Consider the following 16802-nt stretch of genomic DNA (forward strand, 5'->3'; position numbering starts at 1 on the left):
CGACCGAGAGCATTGCCCGCAATTCCTTTGAGTCAACGGATGTCCGTGTCGCGTTTTAACGCTGAGCATCGTTCGCGACTTGACCTTGACGCAGGGTCAGCCCTGCATGGTCGTTCCATGACCCCAACAACAGCAATCGAGATCCGAGGGCTGACCAAGTCCTACGGAGACCAGCACGTCCTTGATGGCGTCGACCTGACTGTCCCGGCTGGCACCATCTACGCCATCCTCGGCTCTAACGGTGCGGGCAAGACAACAACCATCCGCATCCTGGCCACCCTGCTTCAGGCCGACAGCGGCACAGCACGCGTCGCCGGCCACGACATCAAAGACGACCCCATGAGACTGCGCGAATCCATCAGTCTCACAGGGCAATTCGCCGCCGTCGACAAGATCCTCACCGGTCGCGAAAACCTCACCCGCGTCGCCGACCTCCGGCACCTGCCCGATGCCGACGAACTTGCGCAGCAGATGCTGACACGCTTGGATCCAGTCGACGTCGGGTGAGGAACAGGGACCACGGCGCTGATCCCTCGCCATGAGCGATCCATCGGACACCGCAGGCCTCAATCGATCCGCCGGTACTACGGGGATTCGTCTCCATCATCGTCTTCAACAGGCAAGCCGAGGAAGTCATCAAGAACGAGTCCGAGTACGTCGTCACGGACCGCGTCCTCAATGTCGACAGAGGGTGCCGAAGACACCCACGTCGCAGGATCGAGGGCGTACTTGTCGGTCAGGAACCGGAGTCGATAGACGTCACGAGCACTCGCGAACGCACTGTTGGCCATCTGCGCCGACATACCGCCGTTGAGTGCGATGCCAAGCACAGGAACCGCCTGACCCAGACGACGTTTGGTCAATCGAAAACCGAGAGCCTTGAAGACCTGGTCAATCAGTTGCACCATCAGATTTCGGTTGAGCTGGGCCCACGTAGCTCGGCGCATGATTTGCTGTGCGAGACGAGACAGCGACGCAAGAGCGGCGATCTTGGCAGCAGGTGTCGTAGCCGTCCCGACCGAAATCACCCCAAGGGCGAAGACTTCCTCGTCGGGCTCACAGACGTCGTAGCCGTAGTGCGCAGCGATCAACCCGACAATTCGGCCCATGATCGCGATAGACGTTGCTGTGTCGACGGCGATCGCACCGACTGTAACGGCCAAAGTCCGCCCGGTGGTGACCGCCGAAGCGACCTCAGCCCCAGTGACAACTACGGCGCTGACACTTCCTTCGGCGAGAGCGCCGAACGTGTAGAGCGTCCGCAACCGTGGGAGTGCCTTATCCACTGCGGACAGGTCCAGCTCGCGGGCCTCAGCGAGAGTGCTCACGCCCAGCTTGCCCTGCACCTTCGCAAGGTTCACGCTGTTCATAGCAGGCTGCAGCGTCACTGCCGTCAGCCCCTCCAGCGAACGCCGCACTTGGCCTTCGAGGGAAGCGTGACCAGGCGTCATGCCCCACAGCGAGGAAGCGGTCGCCGCAACGGGCTTAGTGACCTTGCGGATCGCGCTGCGACCGCGCATCTCTCGATCTTCGTTGATGTCGGCAACGCTCGAAAATGATGCTGTTTCGACGGTTGAAAACGAGGCCACTGGGTTGTCGTGTTTCTAGTCTGCCGGGTTCTGGTTTTTGATGCTGGGAAGGGTGTCGATGCCGCGGTTGCGGAGCCGGTAGCTGGCTCCTTTGAGGGTCAGGACGTCGGCGTGGTGCACGACGCGGTCGATCATCGCGGCGGCTACGACTTGATCGCCGAAGACGGTGCCCCAGCCGCTGAAGGGCAGGTTCGAGGTGAGGATCAGTGAGGCGTGTTCGTATCGGCTGGACACGAGTTGGAAGAACAGGTTCGCGGCGTCTTGTTCGAAGGGTAGGTACCCGACTTCGTCGACGATGATCAGCCCGTACCGGCGCAGCCTGGCCAGCTCCTGAGGCAGCTTGCCGGCGCGGTGGGCGTCGGTCAGGCGGGTGACCCAGTCGGTCGCGGTCGCGAACAGCACCCGGTGCCCGCGGTGTGCGGCGGCGATGCCCAGGCCGGTTGCCAGGTGGGTTTTCCCGGTGCCGGGCGGTCCGAGCAACACCACGTTGCGGGCCTCGGTCAAGAACCCGCCGGAGGCCAACGCGGCGATTTGCTGCCGTACAGCTGGTTGGGCGTCCCAGTCGAACTCCTCCAAGGTCTTCTTCGCAGCGAACCCGGCGGCGCGGATCCGCAATTGGGCACCGGAGGCGTTACGGGCGGCGACTTCACGGTCCAGGACCGCGGCGAGGTACTCCTCGTGCGTCCACCCCGCGTCACGGGCGTGATCAGCCAACCGGGCGGCGGCCTCGGTGACCCGGGGCGCCTTCAGCGCCGATGCCAGATACGTGACCTGTTTGAGAGCCTCGGTGGTCGCGGTGGCTTGCTTCTTCGTGGTGCTCATCAGGCGACCTCCCCGCCCGTCACGGCGGTGAGATCTTCGGTGAGGCCGAACGCGTGGTCGTACTCGGCCAGGTCCCGCACCAGAGACTCCTGCCCGGGCGGTTCAGGTGCCGGTCGGGGCTGTTGGTATTGCTGGCGCAGTATCTTCGCGGTGGCCACGTGAGCGGCGTCGGTGATCGTCATGCCCCGCGCCCATACCCGGTCATGGGCGGCAACCAGCCGCCCATTGCGACAGATCCGTACCTTGCACAGGTCGGCGTGTACGTCGACCAGCCGGCCGATCACCGATGGGTCGACCGAATAGTCGTTGCTGTCGATGCGCACGTAGTAGTCCCGCCCGAGGCGGACCCTGTTGGTCCAGCCCACCGTAGGTGGCACTGGTGGCAACGCCAGCATCGCGGCCTTGTCCGCGGCGAGCAGGTCGGCCGGTTTGGCCTTTATCGTGCGCACGACCCGCGCGTTCGCGATCGTGAGCCAGTCGGACAGTTGGTTGTTGAAATCCGCCGGTGAGTTGAACTCGCGTCCGGGCAGGAACGAGGTTTCGAAGTACCCGTTCCGGCGTTCCACGACTCCCTTGGATTCAGGGTCATACGGTTTGAGTCGTTGCAGCGTGGTCGCCAGCGTGCCGGCGAACGCGGCGACGCCCTCGGCGTGGCGTTTCCCGCGACCGATGCCGGACTCGTTGTCCCAGATCAGCCGCCGCGGCACCGCACCCAGTTGTGACAGCAGGTCCCACATGCCCAGCAGCAGATCCTGCGTGTGCCTCGTGGGGATCATCCTCGCGAGCACGAACCGTGAATACGCACACGTCATCACCAGCACCGGTAACAAGGGCGTGGTCCCGTCTTCCAACGGAACATCGGCCGGTGGGAACCACAGATCACACTGCGCCACGTCCCCAGCCAGCCACGTCAGCCGGTCGGCCGGATCCACCGGCGCATGCTCGGGTCGTAACCGGCGCACGTTATCCCGGAACCAGGAGATCGACCCAGTCCACCCAACTCGCTCGGCGATCACAGTCGCCGGCATGTCCGGGGTCTTTGCCAGCAGTTGCGTCACCGCAGGCTCGAACGGTGTGAACGACGTCGACCCCGCGGGCCTTTCGTACTTCGGAGGCCGATCGGACGTCAACGCACGCGCCACCGTCGACCGACCCACACCCAGATCCCGTGCGACCTGACGCTGCGGAACACCGTCCGCGACCAGCCGCCGGATCAAAGCCCAATCCTCCACTGAGATCACTCATCCAATCTGTCTGAGTGGCCTCGTTTTCGACCGTCGCTATAGCCTCATTTTCGAGCGTCGTCGACAGTTGAGCCGCCTGATCGCCTTGTCCCATGCGCTTCGCTCATAATCGGACATCTTCGAGGGCGGTGGTGCGGTGGTCATTGAAGTAGCTCCGAGAGTCCGATGACGTTGCGATCAGCGCTCGCCGCTTGGCGTGCACCATGATTGTAAAATCCCACGGGTTTCCGGAAACTTCATTTATTGATGCGATGACGCCCTCCGAAGAGACGCCGGACGCCTCGTGTCGGAGCGGCCAGTCGTCCTTCGCGCCCACCGGAAGCTTCGCCTCCTTAACGCGGCCTCCGAACTGAACAGCCTGCGGGTGCCACCCGGCAACCGTCTGGAGAAGTTGGTGGGCGATCGCGCCGGTCAGCACTCCATCCGCATCAACGATCAATACCGGATCTGCTTCATCTGGACAGATACGGGACCGATGGACGTCGAGATCACCGACTATCACTAACGCAGGAAAGGAAGACGACCATGGCCATCACCACGAAAGTGCGCGACCCCATTACCCCCGGCGAAATACTGTTGACCGAGTTCCTGAAACCCCTAGGCATCACGCAGTACCGCCTTGCCCAGGCCACCGGTCTGCCCCAGACCCGGATCAGCGAAATCGTGCGAGGCAAGCGCTCGATCACCACCGACACCGCCCTGCGCCTGTCGAAAGCACTCGGGGTCGACGACAGGTTCTGGATCAACATCCAGACCGACTACGACATTGAGATTGAGCGCGACCTGCACGCCGACGACCTGGCCAAGGTCACCACACTCGTCGCCGGCTGACATCGGCAGCCAGCGGCCCACCGGGCGAAGGATCGGTCAAGTCCCTGGTAGTGGTGTAGCGGGGTGCGTTCTCCTTGTTGAGGTTTTAGGTGGTGAGTTGGGGTAGGTGATCAGCTCCGATCTGGGGTTCGGTGCCGGGCGTGGGGGTGATGCGGCATCGGGTGAGGATGTCGAGGCCGAGGTAGCGGCGTCCTTCTGCCCATTCGTCGGTTTGCTCGGCCAGGACGGCTCCGACCAGGCGCACGATCGCGGCCCGGTTGGGGAAGATGCCGACGGAGTCGGTACGGCGGCGGATCTCCCGGTTCAGGCGTTCGGTGGGGTTGTTGGACCAGATCTGGGTCCACACGTCTTTGGGGAACGTGGTGAACGCCAGGATGTCCGCTCGGGCGGTGTCGAGGTGGGCGTGCACGTCGGGCAGTTTCTCCTGGACGTAGTCCAGGAGCCGGTCGAACTGGGCATGCACGCTGGCCGTGTCGGGTTGGTCATACACCGAGTGCAGCATCGCTTTGACTGCTGGCCACATGCTTTTCGGTGTCACGCTCATGAGGTTCGCGGCGTAGTGCGTGCGGCAGCGTTGCCAGGACGCGCCGGGTAGGTTCGCGCCGATCGCTTCCACCAGGCCGTGGTGGGCGTCGGAGGTGACCAGTCGGACACCGCTCAGGCCGCGGGCGACCAGGTCGGCGAAGAACTCCTTCCACGCCGGCCCGGTCTCTGAGGTGGCTACTCGTAGGCCGAGGACTTCGCGGTGGCCGTCCCCGTTGACACCAGTCGCTAACAAGGCGACGGCGTTGATGACGCGCCCGCCTTCACGCACTTTCATCGTGAGCGCGTCAGCGGTGACGAACGTGAACGGACCCGCATCACTCAAGGGCCGGTGCCGGAAGTCCTCGACGATGCCATCGAGATCGGCTGCCATCCGAGACACCTGCGATTTCGACAGTGAGTCGATGCCCAATGTCTTCACCAACTTGTCCATCCGGCGGGTAGACACCCCGGCCAGGTAGCAGTCCGCGACCACGGTGATCAACGCGGACTCGGTGCGTTTGCGTCGTTCCAGCAGCCACTGGGGAAAGTAGGTCCCGGTGCGTAGCTTCGGGATCGCGACGTCGATTGTGCCGACCCTGGTGTCCAAGGGCCGGTGACGGTACCCGTTGCGTTGCGCGGACCGCTCGGGTGAGGGACGACCGTACTCGGCGCCCACGACCGCGTCAGCGTCCGCGGACAACAACGCGTTAATCACCGTTTGCAACAGACTGCGCATCAGATCCGGACTGGCTTCGGACAAGGCCTCGCTCAGCAAGCTGGCAGGGTCGACAATATGTGGTGCGGTCATCGTGATGACTCCATTCGAGAGTGCAGTGAGACGTTCACTCGAAGGATCACGCGGTGGCCGCACCCACGTCCACTACCAGGACGATCACGGCGACCGCGCTACACCACTATGCGGGACTCAACTGAAGGATCTCACTGCACGGCGGGCCGGGCGCGCGGCTCCGCTCGATGAGATCCGTCGCACAGTGCCGTCGAGCGGCAGATCTACTCTTTGATCCCGAAGATACTCCCTTTCTTGGAATGTATCTATCAATCAGATACATTCCAAGTATGAAATCGAAAGATGCCCTCCGCGTGCTTGCTGAGGTCACCGCTTACCAGTGGGGCATGGTAACCTCGGCTCAAGCTGGCATTCACGGCATCACACGCCTCGAGCTCTCACGACTCGCCGCCGACGGCCAGCTGGAACGCCTCGCTCACGGGGTCTACAAGGACGCTGGCGTTCCCGCCGGCCAGCACGACGACCTGAAAGCAGCGTGGCTGAGCACCGATCCGAAGACGATGGGCGAGGCACGCATCAAGGACCTCGCCAACGGTGTCGTCGTGGCAGGAGAGTCTGCCGCCGGCCTGCACGGCATCGGTGACCTCCGCGCCCTGCGACACGAGTTCGTCTCCCCCGCGCGCCGGCAGAGTCAGCGCAGCGCCATCCGCTACCGCCAGCGCAAGCTTGCTTCCCGCGACGTCATGCTCGTCGATGGGCTGCCGGTCATGATGATGGAGCGCACGATTGCCGATCTCGTCGAAGAGGTGGGCGACCTCAGCCTCATCGCCGACACACTCCGCGACGCCTCTCGCAAGCGGGACCTCGACCTCGCGCGGCTCCGGTCACTCCTTGCTCCCTTCGCCCAGCGCTACGGACTCAAGAAGGGCGATGGAGCCAGCCTGCTGGATCGGCTGATGGAGATCGCAGGCATCGACTCAAAGGCGGTCGCGCGTCGAGTCGCTGCAGACGCGTCGCTCGGCCCTCGTGTCACTGCGAGCTACTTCGATGGCCTCAGTCAGGAGGACCTCGATCGGCTCTTCATGACTCCCGAGATGCAACAGACCATGCGCTCGATCCAGGAGTCGGTTGCCGCAACAATCCGAAGTTCCATGGAACCTTGGCTCGCCGACATGAACTCAACTCTTGCCGACTTCAATGCAACCGTGGAGCGCGTCAACGCCGACCTGATGAAGAACGCGGGCGTCGACGAACTCGCGCGCCGAATCTCAGCGCAGCTCGTCAACAGCGACGTCATGGAGAAGATCAGCCGGGGATGGGCCAATGCCCTCAGCGACAGCATCGCGCTCAAGCCGGAGACGCTTGCCGCAATTCGTGAGGCCCAGAAGGCGGTCAGGCATGACTGAGCCCGCGCCATACTCCACTCCGCGCGGAGTCGAAAACGCGATCAAGGACGCCGCGAGGAGGGCAGCTGCTGCGGCTGATCCGTCACTCGACATCACCAACCGGATGCAGTTGGAGTACTTCAACCGCTTCCTGAGCCGTGTGTTCTCCGAGGCCGAGGACTCCGAGTGGGTGCTGAAGGGCGGCACGGGCATGCTCGCCCGAGTGCCCTCGACCCGCGCCACCCGGGACATCGACCTGTACCGCCACGGCTTCACTCTCTCCCAAGCCCTCGACGACCTGATCCGGCTGGCAGAGATCGACCTTGGCGACCACTTCCGGTTCCAGTACGTCAGTCATACCCAGTCGATCGTTAACGAGACCCAGCCGTACACCGAGGGCTACGAGGTCAGGTTCGAGATTTTCATCGGGCTCAGCACCAGAGGCTCGCTGCGGGTGGACCTCGCAGTCGGCACCTGGGTCACCGGAGAGATCACCACGACCGACCCGGCGAACGCGCTGGAGCTGCCGCGCCTCGTCAGCTACCAGTACCGCCTGTACCCCGTCGTCGACCAGATCGCCGACAAGGTATGCGCGACCATGACCGAGTACAACGAACGCACGTCGAGCCGCGAGAAGGACCTCGTCGACCTTGTCGTGTTCGCGACCACGCAGGACATCGACGGCACTGCACTGCGAGTCGCCACGGTCACTGAATCACGCCGCCGCCAGATGGAGCCGTTCGACAGCTTCGCGGTGCCCTCCGCGTGGGGAGCCGGCTACAAGACGCTGAGCAAGCCTGTCCCCTACTGCACCGATTACCGCACCGTGGGCCTCGCCGCCGAACTGGCGAAGCGCCTTATCGATCCGGCGCTCTCCGGCGAGGCTGACGGCAAGACGTGGTCGCACGAGACGCTGTCCTGGGCCTGATGAGAACTGAACTGGCCGACATGGGATCGCGAGGCTTGGCCAGCCCGCGACGTGCAACCGTCGACGTGATCAGGAACGCGACGTCATAGCGCGCGGATGTCCGGGCCTGGTTGCGCGGTGCGTGTCGGTCTATCCAGTTAGCGTGTGTCACGAGCAAACGAGGAGCAGCAATGGCGAAGTACTCGGTGACGCAGTCCGCTGTCACACAGTTATTGGCAGACGTGAAGAGCGACCGGATCGCGATCCCGGAGCTCCAGCGTCCTTTCGTGTGGGACAGCGTCAAGGTCCGCGACCTGATGGACTCGCTCTACAAGGGCTACCCGGTGGGCTACTTGATCACCTGGCAGTCGGTCGGCGCCAAGCTCAAGGGCGGCCAGGTCGCCGCTCATCAGCAGATCCTTATCGACGGCCAACAGCGCGTCACCGCGCTCCGGGCGGCGATCGCCGGGCTCAACGTGATCAATAAGCGGTACAAGTCCGTCCGGATCACGATCGCCTTCAACCCGATCACCGAGGAGTTCGCGACGCTGACCCCGGTGATCCGGAAGAACCCACAGTGGATTGCCGACATCAGCGAGTACTTCAACTCCGAGTCGCCACTGTCCTTCGCGCGCGAGTACCTCGAACGTAACCCCGACGTCGACGCCAAAATCTTTGAGACCAACCTCGCACACCTGGGCCGGGTCCAGAACGCGCAGATCGGAATCATCGGCCTCGCCGACGACCTCGACGTCGAGATCGTCTCCGAGATCTTCATCCGGATCAACTCAAAGGGCGTTTCCGCTGAGTAGTGCCGACTTCGCGATGAGCAAGATCGCGACGTACGGCGACCGCGGCCGCAACCTGCGCAAGCTCATCGACTACTTCTGCCACCTGGCCGTGGCCCCGCACGCGTACGCCACCATCCAGGAGAACGACCATGAGTTCGCCGAAACGCCGTACCTCAAGGCGATCCGGTGGCTCAAGGACGAGGCCGAGGATCTCTACGACCCGGAGTACAGCGACATCATCCGCGTCGCTGGCATCGTCGGATTCAGCCGCGGCAAGGCGTCCAGCATCGTCAGCGAGCTCTCAGGCCGCGACCCGGCGACGCGCAAGGTCAACGAGGAACGCATCCCCGTCGCCTACGACAAACTCGAGCGGGCGCTGCTCCAGATCGTCAGCAACTACCACTTCGACAACTTCCTCATGCTCATCAAGTCCGCCGGCTTCATCACCCCAGGCATGGTGAACTCGAAGAACGCACTGAACTTCGCGTACGCCCTTTACCTTCGCCTCCGGGAGGACAAGGACATGGCCGAGGGCGAACGAAAGCGCATCGTGAAGCGCTGGTTCGTGATGTCGATGCTCACCAGCCGGCACTCCGGCAGCTTCGAGTCAACGTGGGAGCAGGACATCCGCCGGATCGACGAGCAGGGCGCGGCGAACTACCTTAAACAGATCGAGGAGTCCGAGCTCTCCGACGCCTTCTGGGCGGGCGTGCTCCCAGCCGCACTAGAGACGACCAGCACAGTAAGCCCGTTCTTCCAGACCTTCCTCGCCGCGCAGGTCACCACGAACGCGCGAGGCTTCCTGTCGAAGGGCATCACGGTCGCCGCCATGCTCCAGCAGTCCGGCGACATCCACCACATCGTGCCCAAGGACTACCTGCAGAAGAACGGCTATCCCGACCGAGGGGACTACAACCAGGTCGCGAACTTCGCGCTGACCGAGACATCGATCAACATCAGTATCAGCAACAAGCCCCCGATGCAGTACATGGCCGACACGGCCTCACAGATCGAGTCGGGCGTCCTGACCCTGGGTGAGATCACCGACGCGACTGACCTGACCGACAACTTCGCGGAGAACGCCGTCCCGGCGAACCTTGGCGAAGTGACGGCAGGGACCTACAAGGAGTTCCTTGTCCAGCGTCGAAAGCTCATGGCCACCACCATCCGCGACTATTACCAGGCACTGTGATCGAGAAACGCCCATGGCTCATCTTCCCGGCGGCAGAAAGTGAGGGATTGCCTTTCAGAAGTGCACGGACGCCGTTCAGGCTGAGCATCCTTCATGGCTTGACCTTGACGCAGGGTCAGCCCTGCATGGTCGTGCCATGACCACACCAGCAGCGATCGAGATCCGTGGGCTGACCAAATCCTACGGAGACCAGCACGTCCTTGATAGCGTCGACCTCACTGTCCCGGCCGACACCATCTACGCCCTTCTCGGCTCCAACGGGGCTGGGAAGACAACAACCATCCGCATCCTGGCCACCCTGCTTCAGGCCGACGGCGGCACGGCACGCGTCGCCGGCCACGACGTCAATGTCGAGCCCATGAGAGTACGCGAATCCATCAGTCTCACAGGGCAATTCGCCGCCGTCGACGAGATCCTCACCGGCCGCGAAAACCTCATCCTCGTCGCAGACCTCCGGCACCTGCGCGACGCCGACGAACGTGCGCAGCAGATGCTGACGCGCTTCGAGCTGGTCGACGCCGGTGACAAGAGGGTCGCGACATACTCCGGGGGGATGAAGCGGCGCCTGGACATCGCAATGAGCCTCATCGGTGACCCCGCCGTGCTGTTCCTCGACGAACCGACGACTGGTCTCGACCCGCAAGCGCGCAAGGAGGTCTGGCGTACGGTCAAACAACTCGCCGCACAGGGCACGACCGTTCTGCTCACGACGCAATACCTCGATGAGGCAGAGCAACTCGCCGATCGCATCGCCATACTGCACGGCGGTCGGATCATCGCCGACGACACCCTTGCCGGCCTCAAAACCGTCCTGCCACCGGCCAAGCTCGAGTATGTCGAGAAGCAGCCCTCGCTCGAAGACATCTTCCTGACTATCACCGCCATGTCGTCCACCCAGGAGGCTTAGCGATGAGCACCGTGATCCACGACTCGGCCACGCTGACGAAGCGATCGCTGCGACACATCCGACGCAGCCCCGACACCATCGTCACCACGGCGATCACGCCCATCGCGATGATGCTGTTGTTCGTATACGTCCTCGGTGGCGCCATCCGCACCGGCGATCACAATGGGACCGGCGCGTATGCGACCTACGTGCTGCCGGGCATCCTGCTGATGACGATCGCCTCGGGCGTGGCCTACACGGCATACCGAATGTTCATGGACGTCTCCACCGGCATCATCGAACGCTTTCAGTCGATGCCGATCGCACGATCGGCGTTCCTGTGGAGCCATGTCGTCACCTCCGTCGTGGCCAACGTCGTGTCGCTCGTGCTCGTTGTCTTGGTCGCGTTGGTGATAGGATTTCGTTCTGGCGCAGGGATTTTCGCATGGATCGGTGTCGCAGGCATTGTCCTGCTGTTCACTCTGAGTCTCACCTGGCTGGCTCTCGTCCCCGGCCTGACGGCGACGAGCGCCGACGGTGTGAGTGGGTTCTCCTATCCGCTGATCTTCCTGCCGTTCGTCTCGTCGGCGTTCGTGCCGACAGCGACGATGCCCGGCCCGGTGCGCTGGTTCGCCGAACATCAGCCGGTGACGCCGGTGGTCAACACGATCCGCGGCCTGTGGGCACAGACGAGCGTCGGCAACGACTGGTGGATCGCCCTGCTGTGGTGCCTCGGTCTGCTCGTCGTCTCGTATGTCGCGGTCATGCGCGCCTATCGCCGTCGCGTGAGCTGAGTCGCCGATGAATGATGGAGGCATGCTCACGATCGGGCAGCTCGCGGCGTATGCCGGCGTCACGGTGCGCGCAGTGCGCCACTACCACGCCAAGGGCCTGCTGCCCGAGCCCGAACGAGACTCTTCGGGTTATCGCAGGTATGACGCTGCTGCCGCCGTCGCACTCATCAGGATTCGCACCCTGGCCGAGGCGGGAGTGCCGTTGTCGCGGGTGCGTGAGCTGTTGAATGCCGACGAGCACGACTTCAAGGTCGCCATCAATGCTGTCGACGCGCGACTACGGGCTGAGATCAGCGAACGCCAGATGCACCGCCGCCGGATCGCCGAACTGGCAGCCGGGGACAGCCTCGCGCTCCCACCGGAAGCCGTGAGCTATCTGTCGACGCTGCGTTCGATCGGGGTGCCGGAGTTGATGGTCGATGCCGAACGCGACGCGTGGATTCTTGTCGCCGCGCAGCTGCCCGATCACATGGCGTTCTACATGCAGATGAAGCAGCAACAGATCGGCGATCCGCACGTCCAACAGCTGTATCTGGATCTTGCGCAGATCATCGACTGGCCGGCGGACGACCCTGGTGTGTCCGCCCTGGTGGATCGACTCATCGCAGCGTTCGAAGCGTTCCCGGACCAGGATTGGGATGGCGACCCGATGCCGGACGATCTAGCCGCTCTGTTGGATGCGGTCTTCCTCGATTCGGTCCCCGTGGCCGCCCGGGTGCTGGCAATGCTCGAGCAGCGCGGCTGGACCGGGTGGACCAAGATCAAGCGGACGGGTCCGATGCGCGCCGCTTCCGTTGCGGACCACGACCAACCGTCGATCTCCGCGCACCGCCGCCACACCTAAGGCCGTGTACACTTAGAGCACTTAGGAGTTTCGGAGCTGCCAGGAGACGACATGAGCACTGCACTGACCGAGGACGTCCGGGTCCTGCGTTCGGGCCTGGCCAGTGACCAGTCCGAGATCGAGGTGACCCTGCGACTCCCCCGCGAGAGCGCCAAGAAGGTGCTGGCCCTGCTAGACGCCGAACAGACCACCGGCGCAGTCGTTGTCCCAGCCAAGCAGGAGTTCACCACCACCGAGACCGCAAAGATTCTCGGGATGTCTCGCCCGACGCTGATGCGGATGATCGAGCGTCGCGGCATCGAGTTCCGCATGGTTGGTAAGCATCACCGCATCCCGGCGACGTCGATCCAGAAGCTGCGCGAGTTCATCGACGAGGACCACATGGCCGTGGTCGCCGAGTTGGCGAACAAGTACGGGAATGTCGATTGACGATCTCGGTCACGCTCGCTGACGCGAACATCCTGATCTCTCGGACCCTCCGCGACTACTTCGTGTACGCCGCGAAGCTGGGCGCGCTCGAGATCCACTGGAGCGTCGCAATCCTCGATGAAACCACCCGCAACCTCATCAAGCGCTTCGACTTCACCACCGAGGACGCCGAGATCTTGGTCGAGAGGCTGGAGGCCTTCCTTCCGTCAGCCTTAGTCGAAATCGAGAAACGTGACTGGGCGCGGGTCGACAAGGTCGAGATGGACGACAAGGACCGTCACGTCCTCGCCGCCGCACTCTCCGCCAGCGCTGACCTGCTGCTGACGCAGAACGTCCGCCACTTCCCACGCGGTTGGATGGCAAAGCGCGGCATCGAGCTGATCGATGCGGGCACGCTCCTGACTCGCCTCGCAGCTGACTGTCCCGACATCCTTCGTGAGGCGCACCGGCTGGGCGTGAGTTGACGCCCGCAGACCTCCGAGCAGGTGTTGGCAATCGTGGAGCGCGACACCGGCAAGGACGCCGCGGCGGCGGTCCGAGCCGTTGTGGAGGCGGAGGATCAAAATGAGTCGGCTGACTGAATCGCTTCTTGCCCTCACCTGCATCACGGCATCGATGGCGGTGCGGACGGACATCGCCATACAGCACGGTGAATGGCTCCTCGCCGACGACACCCTCGCTGGCCCCAAAGCCGTCCGGCCGTTCATCACGTCCGCAAACACGCTTCATCGTTGACGGCAACTTTTGTTGCTTGAAACTGGCACAAACGTTGTCGCGACAGATCTGACGCTTCAATCGCGTGGCTTGATAGCCGAACAGCAGGGGGCGCGCTGTCCCTACTGCCCGAGGCGTCCGCTGCGAGTCTGTCGTGCCCAGGCACAGGGAGCGCGCCGCGGACGCGCAGACCAGCAGGCTCACTACGGATCGATACGCTGCAGCGGTGACCACTCCCCTGCGCCAGGCCATTGCGGCGCCGTGCTTCGACGCGACTGCGAGCGAACTCGTCGACCTGGCAGTGCAGGCCGAAAACCGAGGGTTCGACGGCTTTTTCATCTGGGACCACCTGCAGTTCTCCAACGACATCGACGGCCCGGCCGTGCACGACCCGTGGGCCTTGCTCGCCGTCATCGCCGACCGCACCGAGCGCATCCGGATCGGCCCGATGGTCACCCCGGTCTCGCGCCGGCGACCGTGGGTGCTCGCGCGACAGAGCGTCACGATCGACCACCTCAGCAACGGACGCCTCACCCTCGGCGTCGGCCTCGGCTCACCCGCGCAAGGTGACTTCGCCCGCTTCGGCGACGCCGCCGACAACAAAGAGCGCGCAGCGCTGCTCGACGAAGGCCTCGCCGTCTGGGCGGGCCTGTGCAGCGGTGAGGAGTTCAGCTACACCGGCACGCACTACCGCATCAAGCCCACGCGGTTCAGCCCCCGCCCGATCCAGCCGCACATCCCCGTGTGGGTCGGCGGCGTCCTGCCCGCGCAGCGGCCACTGCGCCGCGCCGCCGCCTGGGACGGCGTCGTGCCGATCACCTACCGCGACGGCCGCCTCACCCGACCGACCGCGCCAGAGATGGCCGCCGCCCTTCACACCATCGAGAGTGCGCGCGACGACATGACCGGTTACGACAGCGTCGTCTGGTCACCGCTTCACGGGACCGAGCCACAGGACAGCGACATACTTGATGAGTATGTCGCAGCCGGTGTCACCTGGTGGATCGAAACCGCTGTGCCACAACCGAATTGGCAGGCGGACCTGCGCACTCGCATCGCCAACGGCCCCGTCTGACGCAGCCGCAACAGAGCCGTCGCGCACCCTCGGCGGGGAAATGGGTGGCGCCTGCCCCAGCATCCCGGTACGCACAACAGGCGTACACTTCACCATGAGCGCGACACCCGATGCCGGCCGCAAGCATGCCCGCCTTGCGATGCGCCTTACGCCAGATCAAGACGCGCTGATCCGTGATGCCGCGGCCGCAACCGGCCAATCACTCACCGAGTTCGTCATGACCGCTGCGGTAGGCCGTGCGGAGGACACATTGGCCGACCGGCGCGTGTTCCGACTGAGCGACGTCGCGTGGGCCGACTTCGCCACGATCCTTGATCGACCTGCCAAACCGATCCCCGAACTTGCCGCCCTATTGAGCGAATCCGCCTCCTGGGAAAAGTGAAACCGCAACAGCCAAGGCCCATCGATGCAACAGACGCCCCGTCTGGCTTCGACTCTGGAGAAGAGTCGCTCGATCGCTACCTGGTCACCAGGGCACTGACCAACCATCTGGCAGACCTTGCACGCTGCTATGTCTGCATCGATGCAGACACCGACAAGATCATCGGTTACTACACGTTGTCGGCCGTCGCCGTCGAACACGCACACCTGCCCGGCAGAGTTCGGCGAAACGCGCCGAACCCCGTCCCCGCAGTGCTGATGGGGCGGCTCGCGGTCGACACCGAAGCACAAGCATCTGGCCTCGGTCGGTCTCTCGTGCGGGACGCGATCCTGTCCACTCTTGCCGCAGCCGACCGTATCGGCGTGCGCATCCTGCTGGTCCATGCCCTGCCCCATCAGGCGGCGACCTTCTACGAGGCACTCGGGTTCAAGCAATCACCCACCGACCCGCTACACCTCTACCTGCTCCTGGCCGATGCGCGAAAGTCCCTCAGTGGCTGACCACGTCTGTGAACTGCGAGTTGCTCGAGTCGACGACACGGGCGGACATCGACACCGCGGCGCCTGACGGCGTCATACGTCTCGGTCGCCGGTGCCACGATGGGTCACATGCCCGAGCTCCCCACGCTGCGACCCGTCCACCTGGCTCCGCTGATGACGATCTCCGCCGAGATCGGCGCCATGGTCGAGGTGTCCGGCACCCGCCGGTACATCCCGATCACCGGCGGCGCGTTCACCACCCGCGACGGGCTGCGCGGGGTGGTGCTGCCCGGTGGCGCGGACTGGCAGGTCGTGCGACCGGACGGCGCCCTGGAGATCGAAGCCCACTACGCGCTGCGCACCGACGCAGGTGACGGCATCGAGGTGCACTCCTCCGGCCTCCGCAACATCACGCCCGAACTCGCCGCACGCGTCGCGGTCGGCGACGACGTCGACCCGGGCCTGTACTACTTCCGCACCGCGATACGTATGACGACCGCCGCCCCGGCGCTCGGCCACCTCGACAAGATGCTCGCGATCGCCACAGCCAGGCGCGACCGTTCGGCGGTCTTGCTCGACGTGCACGAAGTGCTCTGAGCCGGAGACCGGTTGCGACATGGAGATCGCGCGGGTAGGTGGTCGGCGTGGCGACCGCGTGAAGCGGGCACCGCGAGGCGTGGCCGAGATGACGATTACTTCCCGGTATCGCCGCTGAGACCGGAAGTAATCGTCATACAAACCACCCCACCGTTCCTCACGTGACGCATGGGACGGGTGCGCCTCACCACAGCACGCAGCGGTCCTCGCCAAGGCCACACACGTGGACGAAGTCGCCGCATCGGCGACATATGGACACGCCGGTGCTGCTGGCACAGGCGGGTCCGCCCATAGATCACCGAATCCGAGGCTTAGAGATCGCGCGGGTAGGTGGTCGGCGTGGCGATCGCCTACCCGCGCGCGAAATTCGCGCAACATCTGCAGGGGACGTCACCCTCCGATCTGGAACAGCAACTCGGTGTCGGTCCAGGCGATCTGCTGGAGCAGGCGCCGCGTATCTGAGGCTGCTGACAACGCAGGATCCGCAGCACATTACGGCCGTCCATGGCCGCGGCTCTGGCATGATCGACGCATGCTGTCGGATGAGCAGGATGACGCGCTCCGGCAG

At 64.1% G+C, this 16802-nt stretch carries 22 protein-coding genes; 18 read left to right on the top strand and 4 right to left on the bottom strand.

The annotated features are described in order from the left end of the window. Nucleotides 1-117 precede the first annotated feature (117 nt). Complete coding sequence (locus BKA23_RS09905; RefSeq protein ID WP_145227584.1) at nt 118-507, top strand: ATP-binding cassette domain-containing protein; 390 nt, start codon at nt 118-120, stop codon at nt 505-507. 77 nt (nt 508-584) lie between these two features. Here the strand turns inward: BKA23_RS09905 and BKA23_RS09910 are convergent, their stop codons facing one another. The 3 genes from BKA23_RS09910 to istA form a co-directional block, all read right to left on the bottom strand. Next, nucleotides 585-1520 carry an EcsC family protein gene (locus BKA23_RS09910; protein ID WP_145227585.1) on the bottom strand — a complete coding sequence of 312 codons (936 nt, stop codon included), beginning with the start codon at nt 1518-1520 and terminating at the stop codon, nt 585-587. Nucleotides 1521-1604: 84 nt separating this feature from the next. After that, a complete protein-coding gene (istB, locus tag BKA23_RS09915) occupies nt 1605-2411 on the bottom strand; it encodes an IS21-like element helper ATPase IstB (RefSeq protein ID WP_145227586.1) in 807 nt (268 codons plus the stop codon). Beyond that, on the bottom strand, nt 2411-3652 hold the full coding sequence (istA, locus tag BKA23_RS09920) for an IS21 family transposase (protein ID WP_145227587.1): 1242 nt from the start codon (nt 3650-3652) through the stop codon (nt 2411-2413). The genes istB and istA overlap by 1 nt, the downstream gene beginning before the upstream one ends. 367 nt (nt 3653-4019) lie before the next feature. Between istA and BKA23_RS18130 the strand changes: the two genes are divergently transcribed. Further along, nucleotides 4020-4160, top strand: a complete 141-nt coding sequence (locus tag BKA23_RS18130; RefSeq protein WP_281287545.1) for a type II toxin-antitoxin system RelE/ParE family toxin — start codon at nt 4020-4022, stop codon at nt 4158-4160. 20 nt (nt 4161-4180) lie between these two features. Further along, complete coding sequence (locus tag BKA23_RS09930; protein ID WP_145227589.1) at nt 4181-4486, top strand: HigA family addiction module antitoxin; 306 nt, start codon at nt 4181-4183, stop codon at nt 4484-4486. A gap of 85 nt (nt 4487-4571) precedes the next feature. Here the strand turns inward: BKA23_RS09930 and BKA23_RS09935 are convergent, their stop codons facing one another. Next, nucleotides 4572-5819 (bottom strand): IS256 family transposase, encoded by a 1248-nt coding sequence (locus tag BKA23_RS09935; protein WP_145227590.1) that lies wholly within the window; start codon nt 5817-5819, stop codon nt 4572-4574. A gap of 269 nt (nt 5820-6088) precedes the next feature. On the opposite strand from BKA23_RS09935, the gene BKA23_RS09940 reads away from it, so the two are divergent. The 15 genes from BKA23_RS09940 (at nt 6089) to BKA23_RS18135 (ending at nt 16696) form a co-directional block, all read left to right on the top strand. Further along, the gene (locus tag BKA23_RS09940; RefSeq protein ID WP_170226449.1) at nt 6089-7165 is read left to right on the top strand and encodes a type IV toxin-antitoxin system AbiEi family antitoxin domain-containing protein; all 1077 of its coding nucleotides are present in this window, start codon (nt 6089-6091) and stop codon (nt 7163-7165) included. Continuing rightward, entirely contained in the window at nt 7158-8072 is a 915-nt protein-coding gene (locus tag BKA23_RS09945) for a nucleotidyl transferase AbiEii/AbiGii toxin family protein (protein ID WP_170226450.1), read from the top strand. The genes BKA23_RS09940 and BKA23_RS09945 overlap by 8 nt, the downstream gene beginning before the upstream one ends. A gap of 170 nt (nt 8073-8242) precedes the next feature. After that, nucleotides 8243-8863 (top strand): DUF262 domain-containing protein, encoded by a 621-nt coding sequence (locus BKA23_RS17815; protein WP_211841640.1) that lies wholly within the window; start codon nt 8243-8245, stop codon nt 8861-8863. Between the two features lie 13 nt (nt 8864-8876). Continuing rightward, nucleotides 8877-10034 carry a hypothetical protein gene (locus tag BKA23_RS17820; protein ID WP_211841641.1) on the top strand — a complete coding sequence of 386 codons (1158 nt, stop codon included), beginning with the start codon at nt 8877-8879 and terminating at the stop codon, nt 10032-10034. A 136-nt stretch (nt 10035-10170) separates the two neighbouring features. Further along, nucleotides 10171-10941, top strand: coding sequence for an ABC transporter ATP-binding protein (locus BKA23_RS09955; RefSeq protein WP_145227594.1), 771 nt, complete (start codon nt 10171-10173; stop codon nt 10939-10941). Between the two features lie 2 nt (nt 10942-10943). Continuing rightward, nucleotides 10944-11714 carry an ABC transporter permease gene (locus BKA23_RS09960; protein WP_145227596.1) on the top strand — a complete coding sequence of 257 codons (771 nt, stop codon included), beginning with the start codon at nt 10944-10946 and terminating at the stop codon, nt 11712-11714. 22 nt (nt 11715-11736) lie between these two features. Next, the gene (locus BKA23_RS09965; protein WP_145227598.1) at nt 11737-12558 is read left to right on the top strand and encodes a MerR family transcriptional regulator; all 822 of its coding nucleotides are present in this window, start codon (nt 11737-11739) and stop codon (nt 12556-12558) included. A 51-nt stretch (nt 12559-12609) separates the two neighbouring features. Then, nucleotides 12610-12987, top strand: a complete 378-nt coding sequence (locus tag BKA23_RS09970; RefSeq protein WP_145227600.1) for a helix-turn-helix domain-containing protein — start codon at nt 12610-12612, stop codon at nt 12985-12987. Next, on the top strand, nt 12984-13451 hold the full coding sequence (locus BKA23_RS09975; RefSeq protein ID WP_145227602.1) for a PIN domain-containing protein: 468 nt from the start codon (nt 12984-12986) through the stop codon (nt 13449-13451). The genes BKA23_RS09970 and BKA23_RS09975 overlap by 4 nt, the downstream gene beginning before the upstream one ends. 100 nt (nt 13452-13551) lie before the next feature. Beyond that, nucleotides 13552-13722, top strand: coding sequence for a hypothetical protein (locus tag BKA23_RS17645; RefSeq protein ID WP_170226451.1), 171 nt, complete (start codon nt 13552-13554; stop codon nt 13720-13722). Nucleotides 13723-13927: 205 nt separating this feature from the next. Next, nucleotides 13928-14776 carry an LLM class flavin-dependent oxidoreductase gene (locus tag BKA23_RS09980; RefSeq protein WP_170226452.1) on the top strand — a complete coding sequence of 283 codons (849 nt, stop codon included), beginning with the start codon at nt 13928-13930 and terminating at the stop codon, nt 14774-14776. 94 nt (nt 14777-14870) lie between these two features. Next, nucleotides 14871-15158: a type II toxin-antitoxin system TacA family antitoxin gene (locus BKA23_RS09985; RefSeq protein ID WP_145227606.1), complete on the top strand. Its 288-nt coding sequence runs from the start codon at nt 14871-14873 to the stop codon at nt 15156-15158. Further along, the gene (locus tag BKA23_RS09990; protein ID WP_145227608.1) at nt 15155-15658 is read left to right on the top strand and encodes a GNAT family N-acetyltransferase; all 504 of its coding nucleotides are present in this window, start codon (nt 15155-15157) and stop codon (nt 15656-15658) included. The genes BKA23_RS09985 and BKA23_RS09990 overlap by 4 nt, the downstream gene beginning before the upstream one ends. Nucleotides 15659-15766: 108 nt before the next feature. Further along, nucleotides 15767-16234, top strand: a complete 468-nt coding sequence (locus BKA23_RS09995; protein ID WP_145227611.1) for a DUF3237 domain-containing protein — start codon at nt 15767-15769, stop codon at nt 16232-16234. A 339-nt stretch (nt 16235-16573) separates the two neighbouring features. Beyond that, entirely contained in the window at nt 16574-16696 is a 123-nt protein-coding gene (locus BKA23_RS18135; protein WP_281287546.1) for a hypothetical protein, read from the top strand. Nucleotides 16697-16802 lie beyond the last annotated feature (106 nt).

This window comes from Rudaeicoccus suwonensis, assembly GCF_007829035.1.
Taxonomy (GTDB): domain Bacteria; phylum Actinomycetota; class Actinomycetes; order Actinomycetales; family Dermatophilaceae; genus Rudaeicoccus; species Rudaeicoccus suwonensis.